This is a genomic window from Bacillus sp. EE-W1 (assembly GCF_009760835.1).
Taxonomy (GTDB): domain Bacteria; phylum Bacillota; class Bacilli; order Bacillales; family Bacillaceae_G; genus Bacillus_A; species Bacillus_A wiedmannii.
Genome location: NZ_WIPE01000073.1, coordinates 83,157 through 96,428 on the forward strand (window position 1 = coordinate 83,157; position 13,272 = coordinate 96,428).

General features: G+C 35.2%; 15 protein-coding genes. 6 read left to right on the plus strand and 9 right to left on the minus strand.

What is annotated here, in order from left to right:
- Nucleotides 1–34: 34 nt before the first annotated feature.
- Entirely contained in the window at nucleotides 35–982 is a 948-nt protein-coding gene (locus tag GFJ36_RS18840) for a 3'-5' exonuclease (RefSeq protein WP_087982124.1), read from the minus strand.
- Between the two features lie 115 nt (nucleotides 983–1,097).
- Nucleotides 1,098–1,673, minus strand: coding sequence for a TlpA family protein disulfide reductase (locus tag GFJ36_RS18845; protein WP_000269060.1), 576 nt, complete (start codon nucleotides 1,671–1,673; stop codon nucleotides 1,098–1,100).
- A 251-nt stretch (nucleotides 1,674–1,924) separates the two neighbouring features.
- On the opposite strand from GFJ36_RS18845, the gene GFJ36_RS18850 reads away from it, so the two are divergent.
- Complete coding sequence (locus GFJ36_RS18850; protein ID WP_098146498.1) at nucleotides 1,925–2,182, plus strand: hypothetical protein; 258 nt, start codon at nucleotides 1,925–1,927, stop codon at nucleotides 2,180–2,182.
- 23 nt (nucleotides 2,183–2,205) lie between these two features.
- On the opposite strand, the gene GFJ36_RS18855 is transcribed toward GFJ36_RS18850, so the two are convergent.
- The gene (locus GFJ36_RS18855) at nucleotides 2,206–3,855 is read right to left on the minus strand and encodes an ABC transporter ATP-binding protein (RefSeq protein ID WP_157349712.1); all 1,650 of its coding nucleotides are present in this window, start codon (nucleotides 3,853–3,855) and stop codon (nucleotides 2,206–2,208) included.
- Nucleotides 3,856–3,971: 116 nt separating this feature from the next.
- Nucleotides 3,972–6,695 carry an aconitate hydratase AcnA gene (gene acnA, locus GFJ36_RS18860; protein WP_048544062.1) on the minus strand — a complete coding sequence of 908 codons (2,724 nt, stop codon included), beginning with the start codon at nucleotides 6,693–6,695 and terminating at the stop codon, nucleotides 3,972–3,974.
- A 291-nt stretch (nucleotides 6,696–6,986) separates the two neighbouring features.
- Here acnA and sspO point away from each other — a divergent pair, with 291 nt between their 5' ends.
- Nucleotides 6,987–7,136 carry an acid-soluble spore protein SspO gene (gene sspO, locus GFJ36_RS18865; protein WP_000518053.1) on the plus strand — a complete coding sequence of 50 codons (150 nt, stop codon included), beginning with the start codon at nucleotides 6,987–6,989 and terminating at the stop codon, nucleotides 7,134–7,136.
- Between the two features lie 40 nt (nucleotides 7,137–7,176).
- Here the strand turns inward: sspO and pdaB are convergent, their stop codons facing one another.
- Both pdaB and GFJ36_RS18875 read right to left on the minus strand, forming a co-directional pair.
- Entirely contained in the window at nucleotides 7,177–7,902 is a 726-nt protein-coding gene (gene pdaB / locus GFJ36_RS18870; protein ID WP_142287562.1) for a polysaccharide deacetylase family sporulation protein PdaB, read from the minus strand.
- A gap of 46 nt (nucleotides 7,903–7,948) precedes the next feature.
- A complete protein-coding gene (locus GFJ36_RS18875; protein WP_001146295.1) occupies nucleotides 7,949–8,212 on the minus strand; it encodes a hypothetical protein in 264 nt (87 codons plus the stop codon).
- Between the two features lie 121 nt (nucleotides 8,213–8,333).
- Here GFJ36_RS18875 and GFJ36_RS18880 point away from each other — a divergent pair, with 121 nt between their 5' ends.
- Complete coding sequence (locus GFJ36_RS18880; protein ID WP_000517651.1) at nucleotides 8,334–8,456, plus strand: small acid-soluble spore protein P; 123 nt, start codon at nucleotides 8,334–8,336, stop codon at nucleotides 8,454–8,456.
- A 124-nt stretch (nucleotides 8,457–8,580) separates the two neighbouring features.
- Nucleotides 8,581–8,967 (plus strand): Hsp20/alpha crystallin family protein, encoded by a 387-nt coding sequence (locus tag GFJ36_RS18885; RefSeq protein WP_048544065.1) that lies wholly within the window; start codon nucleotides 8,581–8,583, stop codon nucleotides 8,965–8,967.
- A 92-nt stretch (nucleotides 8,968–9,059) separates the two neighbouring features.
- On the opposite strand, the gene GFJ36_RS18890 is transcribed toward GFJ36_RS18885, so the two are convergent.
- Entirely contained in the window at nucleotides 9,060–10,298 is a 1,239-nt protein-coding gene (locus GFJ36_RS18890) for an MDR family MFS transporter (protein WP_060487392.1), read from the minus strand.
- A 67-nt stretch (nucleotides 10,299–10,365) separates the two neighbouring features.
- Nucleotides 10,366–10,773: a hypothetical protein gene (locus GFJ36_RS18895; RefSeq protein WP_137035270.1), complete on the minus strand. Its 408-nt coding sequence runs from the start codon at nucleotides 10,771–10,773 to the stop codon at nucleotides 10,366–10,368.
- A 134-nt stretch (nucleotides 10,774–10,907) separates the two neighbouring features.
- Here GFJ36_RS18895 and GFJ36_RS18900 point away from each other — a divergent pair, with 134 nt between their 5' ends.
- Nucleotides 10,908–12,110: an alanyl-tRNA editing protein gene (locus GFJ36_RS18900; protein ID WP_157349713.1), complete on the plus strand. Its 1,203-nt coding sequence runs from the start codon at nucleotides 10,908–10,910 to the stop codon at nucleotides 12,108–12,110.
- A gap of 44 nt (nucleotides 12,111–12,154) precedes the next feature.
- Here GFJ36_RS18900 and GFJ36_RS18905 read toward each other — a convergent pair whose 3' ends face one another.
- On the minus strand, nucleotides 12,155–12,598 hold the full coding sequence (locus GFJ36_RS18905) for an NUDIX hydrolase (protein WP_157349714.1): 444 nt from the start codon (nucleotides 12,596–12,598) through the stop codon (nucleotides 12,155–12,157).
- A gap of 104 nt (nucleotides 12,599–12,702) precedes the next feature.
- On the opposite strand from GFJ36_RS18905, the gene GFJ36_RS18910 reads away from it, so the two are divergent.
- Complete coding sequence (locus GFJ36_RS18910) at nucleotides 12,703–13,269, plus strand: DUF6434 domain-containing protein (RefSeq protein WP_098146496.1); 567 nt, start codon at nucleotides 12,703–12,705, stop codon at nucleotides 13,267–13,269.
- Nucleotides 13,270–13,272: the final 3 nt, after the last annotated feature.

The window sequence follows — 13,272 nt, forward strand, 5'->3', positions numbered from 1 at the left end:
AACTCCGTGCACAACTTCTTGTACACGGAGTTTTTTATACCATTATATTTAAATATTCTTTTAGCTTTTCATCTGCATTCATTTCACTTTGTTTATACTCACTTAGCGCTTGCAGTACGAAATCATACTGTCCTAAAATATAACTTTCTAATTTCAGGACATCCTCTAAGCTATTAAGCATAATTCTCGTATTACCAACTTCACTTTTTAACGCGGGTTCACAATTTAAACTCGTACATATTTCTTTCACATCATCTTCTAATATCTCCGTTAATACGTATTTCTTTCGCCCTTTTACTTTTACTCTCATAACTGGATAAAAAGCTTTTATATCTAAATAGCTTCCTACACTCATACAACGAATCCATTCGATATCACGTTTATTTCGTACAAGTATCTTTTTTACTGCTTCATATACTACTGTTTCATCAAGTACTTCTGTATTCGATTTCCTGTTTGTTTCTTCTTCAATAGATGCACATTTTTGATAAACAGCTGCACAAGTAATACAATCATCAAATGCATTATGAGAACTTAAACGAATGCCAAGCATTCGCTTTAACGTTTCAAGTTTATGATTAGGTGCGTGCTTCATATATTTCTTCGCTAAAAACACAGTATCAATCACTTTATTTTGAGGTTCAGGCAGCCCAAGCATATTTACATTACTTTTTAAAAAACGCATATCAAAAGATGCATTATGAGCGACAATAACATTTGTATGTAAAAATGCTAAAAATAAAGGTAATACTTCTTCAATCGTCGGTGCATCTGAAACACGATAGTTTGTAATACCTGTTAAACTCGTTATTCGGTCCGGAATTGAACGCTCTGGATTCACATAGGAAACAAATTGATCTACTAGTTCATGATTACGATATTTCACTGCTGCTACTTGAATAATTTTATCATTATAAGGGTTAAATCCTGTTGTTTCAAAATCAATTACAACATAATCTAACGGTAAGGATATATTCCCCACTACAAACACTCCTTTACCTCTAAACGTTTATATTTCTTTTATCATAACATGCTGCTATCACTACGTGAAAAAGAAAAGGCAGAAATGGTAACTTTCCACCTCTACCTTTTCACCATTATTTTAATTTAGCAATCCGTTTCTCCATCTCTTTTTGCGTCATCGGTCCAATAAACTTATCTTGAATGACACCTTTCGTATCTATAAAATACGAAGTTGGAATCGTAATTACTTTATACGCTGTTGTCACATCAATATTCTTGTCCAATAAAATAGGAAAAGTAATTCCTTTTTCTTTTGCAAAATTGCTTACCTTTTCTACTCCCCCGCCCTTTTCTGAAGGCGTATAATTTATTGCTAAAATTTCTACATTTTCTTTATGTTCTTTATAGAAAGCCTCCATATCCGGCATTTCTTGCTGGCAAGGTCCACACCACGTTGCCCAAAAGTTTAAAATCACTTTCTTTCCTTTCAAATCTGATAACTTTACATTCGTTCCATCTAACTTCGTTAATTCAAAGTTTGGCGCACTCTTCCCTATTTCGATACCATTACTTGCAATCATCTCTTTCATAGCAGCTTCACTTTTTTCTTGCTCCCCTTGTACCGCCTGGTCTTTTTTACCAAACTGTTCATAAGCTGCATATCCCGCTAAACAAAGTAACACTACAATAATCGTAAGCTTCCGCCACATTTTATATCACCCTAACGTATTTATCTTCTTATTAACCTAATTACCCAAATACTATATACCTTATTTTAGCTTATACGGACAAGCTTGGAAATATTCACAGTCAAAATAATTAGAATATTCTTATTTAAAGTGAAGTTTTTTCCTTTTTATCATATAATTAGAAAAACAGATGAGGTGTTTTATCTTCTTATTGACCCACTTACCTATTTACTCTCGTAGTTAAATAACCTTCAACAAAAGGGGGATTGTTTATGAATTCATTCGAAAAAAAAACATTATATATTCTTAGTTTTCTTTTATACCCAATCGGCATTATTACATGGATCATTTCACTCTTTAGTAAAGATTTTGAAAAAAAGAAAGTGGGGCGTATTTGTCTCTACGTCTCTCTAGTCTCATTCGTCCTTTTCTTAATTCTCGGAATTGTAACTTTCCTTATGACTGCTACTTTTAACGTTGATCTGAATCACTCCGAATCTATCGAGTATCAAATAAATGATGCTGAATAAAGATAAGAGCAGTTCTCTTATCTTTATTCATATCTCTGTAAAAACGAATGACTATTTATTAATTTTTCAGGACTTCCACATGCAATAATACTTCCTTCTCTCATTATAACAACACAATCTGCTAGTATCGCTTTCTCTACATCATGTGTTGCCACAATTCTCGTGACCCCTCTTCCTAATCCTTCTATCATATTCCAAACAGTTTCTTGATTGCCCGGATCTAATCCCGCAGTCGGTTCATCTAAAATAATAAGATTCGGATTTGAACCAATAGCGCGTAATAATGCAAGACGTTTTCTTTCCCCTCCAGAAAACTCTTCCCCGCTTTTATGTAGTACAGTTTCAATCCCCCTAGGTAAATCACTAATAATCGGTTTCACATTTACAAGTTCAATATTTTTTTCTAACTGATTTTCTAGATACTTTCCCCCGAAATACATATTCTCTTTTACTGTCGTCCGAAAGAAACGAGGTTCTTGCCACACTGTCGTCATACGAGCCTCATTACCATAATAAACAATGTTACCGTTAGATGGTTTATACAACCCTATCATTAATTTTAAAAGTGTCGTCTTTCCTGCACCACTTTCTCCTACAATCATAACGAGTTCACCACGATTAATTTGCAAATCAATATTATGAATTCTGCATTTCTCTTCATTACTCTCCTGAAATGAAACATTTGTTACCGTCATCCCCATCGCTCTTTCTACCTTACTATTTGCCACTCGTTTATCTAAAAAGGAAAAAACTCTATTTGCCGAAGCAACTGCAACTTGTGTCATCATTAATAAATCGCCAACGTAGCGGACTGGAAAAAAGAGCATTTCAATTGTGGCTAACACGGCAACAATTGAACCAACTTCCATTTCCCCCTTCATTATTTTCTGCGCGCCTATAATGAGAACAACGATATATGCCCCTGTTTCAATCACGGTTCCAACTACTCCAATGCAATGTTGCATCATCGTCTTCTTTACTTCTGTTTTATAAGATTGTGCCGTTACTCCCTTAAATAAGCGAATGGCCCATTTTTCTTTTTGCAAACTACGTAAATCTTGTGCTCCTTTTACAAACTGTGACACCATCTCTACAACACTTGATTGATTTCTTTGAGCAATGCTGGCGATATTTCTTATCTTTTTCCCCATCAACATCGGAACCGTTGCACTTAAAAATAAAAACGGAGCTACCCACAATATGAACTTTATATCTATATGTTGTAGTGCTATGATTGCGCCAATAAATTGGGCAATAGCATGTATATATTCTATTAATATAGATCCATATAATCTGACCCAGTTCGGAATATCAGACACAACTAATGTCTCTAACTCTCCTCCCTTAATCTTCTCACTCTCTTCAAACGGTAATGAGAAGAAATGACGCAATACATCTATACGCTTCTCTCGTAATATTCGCTGACTCGCTTTTGAACTTACATAATCAAATGAAAGATTGTTCACCCACATCAACAAGCGGCTAGCTGCAAACAAAGTAATGTAAAGATACACCTCCTTTAACTCTCGTTGAATAAGGTTATCTACAATTAATCCCATGAATAGTGGACGAGATAAATTTAAAATAGCAGCAAAGCATCCACTACATACAGCTGCTATTACTAATAATTTTTCTTTCTGTAACGGTAACAATATTCTTTTATATTCTTTCATGATGTTCCCTCCATTTTTATAGTAAAAAGAAAGGGATGAAACCAAATGGTTTCATCCCTTTCCATAAAATAAGGAAGCTAACAGTTGTTAGCTTCCTTATCGTTCATTTCAATTATTTAGTTCGACACTTTAGACTCTTCAATTTTCTCACGAAGAACCATTTGCAGAATACCACCGTGACGGTAGTAGTCAATTTCTACTTCACTATCGAAACGAGCTACTACTTCAAATTGTTTTTCGTTGCCATCTGCATCAGTTGCAACTACTTTTACAAGATCGCGTGGTCTAACTGTTTTGTCAATTTGAATTTCAAATGACTCGTTACCAACAAGACCTAACGTTTCAGCGCTTTCGCCATCTTTAAATTGAAGTGGTAATACACCCATTAATACTAAGTTACTACGGTGAATACGTTCGAAGCTTTCTGCGATTACCGCTTTAATACCTAATAAGTTTGTACCTTTCGCAGCCCAGTCACGAGAACTTCCCATACCGTAATCTTTACCAGCAATAACTAGAAGGCCTGTGCCATCTTCTTTATATTTCATAGCAGCATCATAGATTGATGTTACTTCACCAGTTGGCCAATATGTTGTGTATCCGCCTTCTGTTCCTGGTGCGATTTGGTTTTTAATACGGATGTTCGCGAATGTACCACGCATCATAACTTCGTGGTTACCACGACGAGAACCGTAAGAGTTAAAGTCAACAGGTTGTACGCCGTTTTCTAATAAGTAGCGTCCTGCTGGTGTATGCTTACCAATTGAACCTGCTGGTGAAATATGGTCTGTCGTTACAGAGTCTCCAAATTTACCAACTATGCGTAAATCTGATAACGTTTCAACTTCACCTGGCTCTTTAGATAATCCTTCAAAGAACGGTGGGTTTTGAATATAAGTTGAATCATTATCCCAAGTATATAAAGCTTCATTTGAAGTTTGGATTTCATTCCAGCGCTCATTGCTGTTAAATACTTGTGCATATTCTTTCTTGAACAGTTCAGATGTAACAACGTTTTGAACTACATCTTCAATTTCTTTAGCTGATGGCCAAATGTCGTTGAAGTAAACAGCATTGCCATTTGCATCTTTACCGATTGCATCATTTTTCAGGTCAATATCAACAGTACCTGCAAGTGCATATGCCACAACAAGTGGTGGTGATGCTAAGTAGTTTGCTTTTACAAGTGGATGAATACGACCTTCAAAGTTACGGTTACCAGATAAAACAGATGTTACTAATAAATCGTTTGCTGCGATTGCTTCTTCTAATTCCTCTGCTAACGGACCAGAGTTACCGATACAAGTCGTACAACCGTAACCAACTGTTTGGAAACCTAATTGATCTAAATATGTTGTTAAACCTGATTTATCTAAGTATTCAGTAACAACTTTAGATCCTGGTGCTAATGATGTTTTTACGTACTCAGGTACTACAAGCCCTTTTTCAATTGCTTTCTTCGCAACTAGACCTGCCCCAATTAATACGTATGGGTTTGATGTATTTGTACAGCTTGTAATTGCAGCGATTGCAATTGCACCTGTTTTCATCGTTACTTCTTTATCTTCTAATGTAACCTTCACTTCTTTATCGAACTCTTGCTCATTAAATCCAAGTCCTTGTGTTCCAACTGGTGCTACAACAGCTTTATGGAACGCATCTTTCATATCTGAAAGTGGAATTAAATCTTGTGGGCGTTTCGGTCCAGAAAGGTTAGATTCGATTGTATTTAAATCAATTTCAACAAGATCAGTGTAAATTGGATCTTTGCTGTCTGCTGTATAGAATAAACCATTTGCTTTACAGTATTCTTCAACAATGCGAATTTGCTCTTCATCTCTACCTGTTAAACGTAAGTATTCTAATGAAATATCGTCAATTGGGAAGAATCCACAAGTTGCACCGTATTCTGGTGCCATGTTTGAAATTGTTGCACGGTCAGCTAAAGGCATGCTCTTTAGTCCATTACCGAAGAACTCAACGAATTTACCAACTACACCTTTTTGACGTAATACTTGTGTTACTTTTAATGCAACGTCAGTTGCTGTAGTACCACTTGGAAGTGTACCAGTTAATTTCACACCGATTACTTCAGGTACTGGGAAGTATGAAGGCTGTCCAAGCATTCCTGCTTCCGCTTCTATACCACCAACGCCCCATCCAAGAACGCCGATACCGTTAATCATTGTTGTATGTGAGTCTGTTCCAACTAATGAATCTGGGTATGCAACTAAGTCACCTTCAGCATTTTTCACAGCATGAACAACTGGTGCTAAATATTCAAGGTTTACTTGGTGTACAATACCTGTAGCTGGTGGCACTGCGCGATAGTTATCAAATGATTTTTGTGCCCAGCTTAAAAATTTATAACGTTCTTCATTACGTTTAAACTCTAAGTCCATGTTGAATGCAAGCGCGTCTGCCGTACCCGCTCTATCAACCTGTACAGAGTGGTCAATTACAAGGTCTACAGTAATTTCTGGATTAATTTTATCAGGATCCCCGCCCATATCTGCCATTGCTTTACGAAGCGAAGCCAAATCTACAACAGCTGGTACACCAGTGAAATCTTGTAAAATTACACGAGATGGTTTAAATGGAACATCGATATCTTGCACATCTTTCGTTCCCCATTTCGCTAAATTTGTAACATGCTCTTCTGTAATTACACGTCCGTCTACTTGACGAAGTACTGATTCAAGTAAAACTTTCACGGAATATGGTAATTGAGATACGTTGCCAACCCCTGCGTTTTCAAGCGCTTTCAAATCATAATAATGATACGTTTTTCCATCTAATTCAAAAGTTGCACGTGATTGAAATGGATTATGTTTGACCATTATGTTTCCCCCCTGTTAAACGTGACTAAGTTGTCTGAATATAAAATGTAGACAAACTTTTCAATACCTTACGATAATATCTTATTACAACTTTCTAAATAAGTAAATAATAAGAAACTTATAGATTATCATAAGTTTTCTTTATGTTTCTAAATTTGAATAGTGTTCACGCTCCTTATGAATACTATTACCATAAAGTAAAGTGCTCTATTAGTGCTTTACTTACAGTTCATACATACTATGAACTGCTCATCATTCAACATACAAAAAAAGTTATAGAGGTGAAATAAAATGGGTAAAAGAAAAGCAAATCATACTATTTCAGGAATGAATGCGGCATCTGCACAAGGACAAGGTGCTGGTTATAATGAAGAATTTGCAAACGAGCCTTTAACTCCAGCAGAGCGACAAAATAATAAAAAACGTAAAAAGAACCAGTAACGAAAAATCCCAAAAGGTCCATTTCCTTTTGGGATTTTTTCTAATGTTTATAACGTAGTAATTCTGAAACCGTTACAAATCGATATCCTTGTTTTTTCAGCTCAGGTAAAATTTTTGCTAATGCTGCTACTGTTTGACTACGATCATTTCCTCCATCATGTAACAATACGATATCTCCACTTTTAGCATTTTTTACTACATGATTTACAATGGATTCAACCCCTGGATTTGCCCAATCACGCGGGTCTTGATGCCACGACCATAGAACAGTTTGATAACCTGCTTCTTTCGCTGTTTTAAATACAGCATCGTTAATATATCCGCCAGGTGGACGGAATAGTAAAGGTTCTTCCACCCATTTTTCGAAAAATTTCTTTCCATCTAAAATATCATTTTCTAATTTTTCATCCGATGAATTACTCGCATATAAATGATTCATCGTATGATTTCCAATTTCATGTCCCTCTTTTAACACTTGTTTCACTAAATATGGATTACGCTGAACTCGAAATCCAATCATAAAAAATGTTGCTTCTGCTTTATATTGACGTAATAAATGTAAAACTTGCGGTGTATAAGTTGGATCTGGGCCATCATCAAATGTAATGGCAATAATCTTTTCATTATTAGGTACTTCCCACGTTACATAGCCAGTTGGTTCTAGCTCTTTTCTGAGCAACATTTTCGCTTCCACTTTTTCAACTTGAAATATATGTAATGCGCATAATAAACAAAAAACGAATAGAAAAATCTTCTGTTTTAGCATAACGTTCGTCAAAGTAATAAGGTTGTCGAATACACAACAATCTCATTTACTTTTCTAATTGATCTACATTTCGCATAATGTTTTGGAGATTATTTTCGTATTGCTCAAGTTGTGGGCGTTGTGTTTCTGAAGCTACCTCTAACGCATTTTGAATTTGTTCATACGCTTCCTGAACCTCTTGGCGTAACTCTTTTAAATCATGACCGTAGTTTGGATCATTTTTTACAATGTTATTAAATGCGTTTTCTGCTTGTGTAACTCCTTGCTGCGCTGCTTGAAAAGCTTGTTGTTTATCTTTATGATATGGCATTATATAATCCCCTTTCCATAATAGTTAGTCCCATTTATCTTTACCTTTTTTTCTAAAAACATTCTCGTATAAATTTGCAAACTTCTCTCATTCTAAAGAGAAAGAGGAGGTGTCACATACAATGGGAAAAAACAATCGTGAATCGAAAGAAAAAAAGGGACAACCTGAACCATTAAGCGGATCTCATAAAGTAAAAAACCGTAACCATTCACGCCAAAAAAATCATGCACATCATGATATGTAAAACAAAAGGCTCACACTAGCTACCTTTGCCACATACAATGTTTATATTTTTCCATTTATTCTTCACCCCTACTTCATTCATGCATAACATAGTATGAATTGAGATTTTACGGAGGGTGTCTTACATGGGCAAGAAAAAGAAGGATTGTCTTTTTCATGTTGATGGTTTCGAAGAATGGATGGATCAATTTTGTTCTGATTCTTGTAGTAACTTTAGTTTCCCAAATCAAATTCATATTGACCTTTGTGAAACTGAACAAGAATACATTTTGGAAACAGATGTACCAAATGTATCCGAACAAAATGTAGTTATTAAAAAGATGGAGACAGGCCTAAATATTTGCATACTTCATAAAAATATTTCTTTGCAGCGGATCATCCCTTTACCCGCTACTATTATTTATAAAAAGATGCTAGCCTGCTTAGAGAATGGATATTTAGCCATTCATATTTCCAAAAATGAAGTTGCTAATAAACATGAAGAAAAAGTTCTTTTTCAAATTGAGAATTAAAATAAAGTAAAGCTTTAATCAATGGGTTCTTACTGCCCGCAAATAGCGGGATAAATACAAAAATAAGCCCCAGTCATCTGCTGGGGCTTATTTTATTTCGCATCTAATTCTAAATTACAATTTCTATCATATCTTTTTTTCAATAAACCTTTTGTAACTACAAGTACAGGAAATGCTACAGTTGAAAATATAGCTAGTGCTGAAAATACTACAAACCCATTTTGATACCCGTAGTAATCGAGAAGCACTCCTCCAAACCATGGACCAATTACTGCTCCAATCCCTGAAAATCCCATTGCTCCAAAATATGTTCCTTTTAAATGTGAAACAGCTATATCATCAATAAATACATCCGTCATGGAAAACATTAAAACTTCTCCAACTGTAAAAATAATTGTACAAATAGCAGCACCTAGCATAGATTCTGCTATTCCAAATCCAAACAACCCCCCGCTCACAAATAAAGTTCCAACCATAATTGATGTTAACGGTGTATACTTTTTACATATTTGAATAACAGGGTATTGAATTACGACTACAACAATCGCATTTAAAGCTAACATATACGAAAACAATGTCACTCCATCCTGAAATATATGTGAATTCGCAAAATATTGAGATACTGTTGTCGTTAAGTGTGAAAAGCCACAATTACTCAAAATAATACCGACTAAAGCAACTAAAAATACGACATCCTTTCGCAATATACGAACTGCATTTAACATTGTGACAGGCTTTTCTGTATTTACTTTCTTTTTTTCAATTGGATACTTCTTAAATTGGAATGCTAATATAGCTGTATATAGAATATATACTCCAGCTGCTACTAAAAAAGGAATTGTAGATTTTGCACTTCCAATCTGTAATCCGACAAGTGGGCCAATCGCTACTCCAACATTGATTGCACCGTAACGCAAATTATATACGAGTAAACGATACTCTGGTTTCGTTAAATCTGATAATAATGCTCTTGACGTCGGTTCAAAAAAAGACCGACATAATCCATTCAAAGCATTTAATAAAAAGAAACTTAGAACATGATTTGCAAATGAAAAACCTATAAATACAAACACCCAAACGATCATGGACCATATTATAATCATGTTTCGGCCGAATCGATCCGATAAATTCCCTCCGATAAAACTAGCAAACACTCCAACAAGTGCACTCGTTCCGATAATAGCACCCGTCATTCCAGCTGATACACCTTTAACAGTCGTTAAATAAATTGCTAAAAAAGGAATACTCATTGACGTGGCGAACCTCGCAAATAAAGTCCCTATTATAATTGTCATTCCTAACGGATGAATATTTTGTAACTTCCCTTTCATCATTAAACCTACTCTCCCTGTTCTTACAAAAAAAAAGAAAGCAAAGGATCTGCTTTCTTTTCCCTTTTTATACTTGAGCTGTTGATACCCGAGCTGTTCTCGTTATTTCCATATCTATGCCATATGTAAACTGTAATTCTTTACAAACATCTTTAATTAAAATTACGACATTATACTTCTCATTAAATTGTAAAACGATATTTTCTACTTCTTCATATGTATACTTATACTCCCCTGTAATGACACTTTTTAAATCAAAGCATTCATTTATACAAAGTTGCACAAGCAGCTGATCATATTTCTCTATTACATCTTCTTTCTTCCACAGTACCTCTTTTACATATAACCGATCAAACTTCACACTTTCTCGATTACAATCCGTTAAAATCCGGGTCATTTCATTTAATTCTCGATACAATTCAGAAATATTTTTGCTTAAACTAAGCAGTTTATCTACGCCGTTTTCATATAACATATTCATTCCACCCCCGCATTTTCTTCTTATTATAGCAAGAAAATTCTAAAAATAGTTTCTTTCTTCTGAAATATTAGGAAACTAATTTCGATTGCTTTACAATGAAACTAGTGAACAGGAAAGGGGAAAGAAAATTGGAGCAAAAATTATATTACACTGACGCTTATAAAAAAGACTTTACTACGAAAGTCATAAAGCAAGATTATGATAAAGACGGTAACTTATACGTTGTTTTAAATGAAACAGCATTTTATCCGACAGGTGGCGGGCAGCCCCATGATACTGGAACTTTAAATGGAATTGCTGTACTCGATGTTAAAGAAGTCAATGACGAAATCCGCCACTTCATTACCGAACAATTACATACAGAAGAAGTAGAAGGTAAAATTAATTGGGAGCGCCGTTTTGATCATATGCAGCAACATGCGGCTCAACACATTTTATCTGCTGCTTTTTGGGACCATTTTAACATACCTACGATTGGATTCCACCTTGGTAAAGAAACGGTAACAATTGATTTAGAAACAGAAAATCTTCATGCAGAAATAGTTGAAAAGGCAATACAAATTGCAAACAAAATTGTTTTTGAAAACCATCCAATCCGTACCCTGTGGATGAATTTAGAAGAAGCGAAAACGTTACCTCTTCGTAAAGAACCGACTATAACAGAAAATATACGTGTTGTTATAATTGAGAACTTCGACTACAACGGCTGTGGCGGAACGCATCCGAAACGTACAGGTGAAGTAGGTCCTATTCAAGTACTAGGGTGGGAGCGCAATAAAGGTGGCATACGATTAACGTTTATCGCTGGTTGGCGCACACTAAATTTAATGGGCCAACAACTACAAATTATGAAAGATGTTTCTAAACAATTAAACAGTAGCGAGAGTGATATCCCAGCAAAAGTAGCACAACTTCTTACTTCTCAAAAAGAAAATGAAAAAGCAATACAAACAATGAATGAAAAATTATTATTTGCAGAGGCAAATGAACTAGTTCAACAGCCTACGGAAATACATGCCGGCATACTTATTTCTAAAGTATTTACAAATCGTTCTATGCAAGAAATCGCAAAGCTTTCTGCCATTATTACAGAACAACAAGAGCATGCCATTACATATTTCGTTATTGAAAATGAGGACAAACTACAATGCATCCTCGCTTGTGGAAAAACAGTCACGCTCGATATGAATGCTCTTTTAAAAGAGGCACTTCCTACAATTGAAGGAAAAGGTGGCGGAAATAAAAAGAGTGCTCGCGGCGGCGGAAAAGCGGTTATGACCGGGGACGGATTTTTAAAGCAACTTGTTTCTTCTTTACAGTCAGAAGTGTAAAACATGTTTATGAAGGATAGCTAACTGCTATCCTTCAACTATATTTACAAGCCTATATTTTGTTTCAAGCCTTGATAACTCCCTGCACTTGCAAAACCTTCACTTATAAGAGTTATAAAAGTTTCCGAAAAACCATATTGACTTAAATCTTTAATCGGTACCATTTGCACATCTTGAATTGGATTATGATCAAACTCATTAGAAGGTAGCGTAATTTCACCTTCAATCCTTTCAAGCAGAAACGTAATATGTAATAAAGATGGACTAGCATCTGGTTTATCACAAACATAGAGTAGCTTCTTAATTTTAACTTCTAATCCCGTTTCTTCTCTCATTTCTCTAATCATCGCCTCTTCTAACATTTCACCATTCTCCACTCTTCCTCCAGGTAAAGACCAATTCCTATTAGCAACTTTTTGCTTTACTAGCAATACTTTTTCACCTTCAATTAAAATTCCCGTAACACGAACTTGCATTACATTTTCCATATGTAATCTCCTCTTCCCATTATATTTACAAATTAACCCTTCCATAAAAAGAACATACGTTTTATAATTGAAGAAAATTATGGAAGAAAGTAGTTGTTACATTCATGCGTCCACCTTTAACAAAGTCTATATCACTTGAAGATTTCCAAAACTTTTATTGGTTAAAAGCAGAACTCCAAACATTTTGTCGTGAGCATGGTTTGCCAGCTAGTGGCTCTAAGATTGAAATAACCGAGCGTATCTCACATTATTTACATACTGGTAAAATATTAAAAAACAACTCTCGTCAAAAGGTGAGTAAAGCTTCCCTCTCTTATAAAGAACTTTCTCTTCAAACGATTATTACTAACAATCACCGCTGTAGCGAAGATGTTCGTGCTTTTTTCAAAGAAAAAATCGGAACAAACTTCCGCTTTACAGTAGCTCTTCAAAAATTTTTCAAAGAGAATGTTGGAAAAACATATGAAGACGCGGTAGCTTTTTGGCATGAAGAAAACGAACGAAAAAAAGACCCTACATACAAAACAACTATCGGTGCACAATTTGAATACAATCGCTTTACTCGTGACTTTTTCGAAGATCCAAATAATAAAGGGAAAGCAAAAGCTGATGCGATTGCTGCTTGGAACGAAATGAAAGCGAAGCCTGGTAGCAATATTTATGTTCCTTAAAAA

What these genes read in the sequence shown, in the direction of transcription:
- GFJ36_RS18890 (WP_060487392.1), bottom strand. Translation starts at nt 10,298, where the DNA reads ATGAAAGGGAAGTTACAAAATATTCATCCGTTAGGAATGACAATTATA.
- GFJ36_RS18845 (WP_000269060.1), bottom strand. Translation starts at nt 1,673, where the DNA reads ATGTGGCGGAAGCTTACGATTATTGTAGTGTTACTTTGTTTAGCGGGA.
- GFJ36_RS18880 (WP_000517651.1), top strand. Translation starts at nt 8,334, where the DNA reads ATGGGAAAAAACAATCGTGAATCGAAAGAAAAAAAGGGACAACCTGAA.
- GFJ36_RS18875 (WP_001146295.1), bottom strand. Translation starts at nt 8,212, where the DNA reads ATGCCATATCATAAAGATAAACAACAAGCTTTTCAAGCAGCGCAGCAA.
- GFJ36_RS18850 (WP_098146498.1), top strand. Translation starts at nt 1,925, where the DNA reads ATGAATTCATTCGAAAAAAAAACATTATATATTCTTAGTTTTCTTTTA.
- GFJ36_RS18855 (WP_157349712.1), bottom strand. Translation starts at nt 3,855, where the DNA reads ATGAAAGAATATAAAAGAATATTGTTACCGTTACAGAAAGAAAAATTA.
- GFJ36_RS18910 (WP_098146496.1), top strand. Translation starts at nt 12,703, where the DNA reads ATGCGTCCACCTTTAACAAAGTCTATATCACTTGAAGATTTCCAAAAC.
- acnA (WP_048544062.1), bottom strand. Translation starts at nt 6,695, where the DNA reads ATGGTCAAACATAATCCATTTCAATCACGTGCAACTTTTGAATTAGAT.
- pdaB (WP_142287562.1), bottom strand. Translation starts at nt 7,902, where the DNA reads ATGCTAAAACAGAAGATTTTTCTATTCGTTTTTTGTTTATTATGCGCA.
- sspO (WP_000518053.1), top strand. Translation starts at nt 6,987, where the DNA reads ATGGGTAAAAGAAAAGCAAATCATACTATTTCAGGAATGAATGCGGCA.
- GFJ36_RS18905 (WP_157349714.1), bottom strand. Translation starts at nt 12,598, where the DNA reads ATGGAAAATGTAATGCAAGTTCGTGTTACGGGAATTTTAATTGAAGGT.
- GFJ36_RS18895 (WP_137035270.1), bottom strand. Translation starts at nt 10,773, where the DNA reads ATGTTATATGAAAACGGCGTAGATAAACTGCTTAGTTTAAGCAAAAAT.
- GFJ36_RS18885 (WP_048544065.1), top strand. Translation starts at nt 8,581, where the DNA reads ATGGGCAAGAAAAAGAAGGATTGTCTTTTTCATGTTGATGGTTTCGAA.